We start from the raw sequence: 1,035 nt of genomic DNA on the forward strand, positions 1-1,035 counted from the left end.
GGAATTGGTGTGCTGTCTCAAGAGCTTAAAAGACAAAGCATGCATTAAGAGGAGGTTATTATGATAAAAAAGAAATATAAACTCACTGATGAAACAATCAAAATTGATGGAATAACGCTTTATCGCATACGCGCCTTAAAAGATTTTGATGATGTCAAAGAAGGCGACCTTGGAGGCTTTGTCGAGAGTGAATGGAATCTTAGCCATGATGATAATTGCTGGGTTGGAGGCAATGCTTGTATTTATCAAAATGCATATATCTCTGAAAATGCGAAGGTTTATGATGATGCCGAAGTTTATAATAACGCAAAAGTTCGTGGTAATGCCATAGTAGCCGGCGATACAGCATTTTATGGAAGTGACGCTATTTTAAGGTAGGGGGGATAAATCATGGAAAAAAAATACGAATTGACTGATGAAATGGATGAAGTTGGCGGACGCACGCTTTACCGCATACGTGCATTAAAAGATTTTGGAAATGTCAAAAAAGGTGACCTTGGCGGTTTTATTGAAAAGGAAGGCAATCTTAGTCATGGGGGCGATTGTTGGGTTGGAGATTATGCTAGGGTTTATGATAATGCTCGTGTTTATCAAAATGCACATATTTCCGGTTATGCCTATGTTTATGGTGATGCGCGGGTTTATGGAGATGCACTCGTTTCTGATGAAGCAAAAGTTTACAATTATGCAGAAATTTACGGTGATGCATACGTTTACGGTGACGCTAAAGTTTTTGATTATGCACATGTTTATGGCAATTCTCATGTTTATTATGAAGCATATGTTTACGATAAGGCAAGCGTTTATGGAAATGCAAAAGTTGGCGGTAATACACACATTTACGGAAATGTAAAAATTTACGGTGATGCGGATTTACGTTGTGAAGATTGGATTGGCAGCAATAGCAGAATATCCACTGGAGCAAACTAATGGAAAAGAAGTACGAACTTACTGATGAGAAAGCTGAGTTTAAAGGGGTAACTCTTCACCGTATCCGCGCTTTAAGAGACTTTGGAGTTATTAAAAAAGGTAATT

General features: G+C 38.1%; 2 protein-coding genes. Both read left to right on the forward strand.

What is annotated here, in order from left to right; all coding sequences use genetic code 11:
* The first annotated feature begins 60 nt into the window (after positions 1–60).
* Positions 61–378, forward strand: a complete 318-nt coding sequence (locus ACFINH_RS09970; RefSeq protein WP_375607465.1) for a hypothetical protein — start codon at positions 61–63, stop codon at positions 376–378.
* Between the two features lie 12 nt (positions 379–390).
* Entirely contained in the window at positions 391–930 is a 540-nt protein-coding gene (locus tag ACFINH_RS09975) for a hypothetical protein (RefSeq protein WP_375633012.1), read from the forward strand.
* Positions 931–1,035: the final 105 nt, after the last annotated feature.

It is taken from the genome of Bartonella sp. AA74HLJMH (genome assembly GCF_042197045.1).
Classification (GTDB): domain Bacteria; phylum Pseudomonadota; class Alphaproteobacteria; order Rhizobiales; family Rhizobiaceae; genus Bartonella.

Bases quoted from the DNA above. Each gene is read 5' to 3' on its own strand.
- ACFINH_RS09970 (WP_375607465.1), top strand. From the start codon at position 61: ATGATAAAAAAGAAATATAAACTCACTGATGAAACAATCAAAATTGAT.
- ACFINH_RS09975 (WP_375633012.1), top strand. From the start codon at position 391: ATGGAAAAAAAATACGAATTGACTGATGAAATGGATGAAGTTGGCGGA.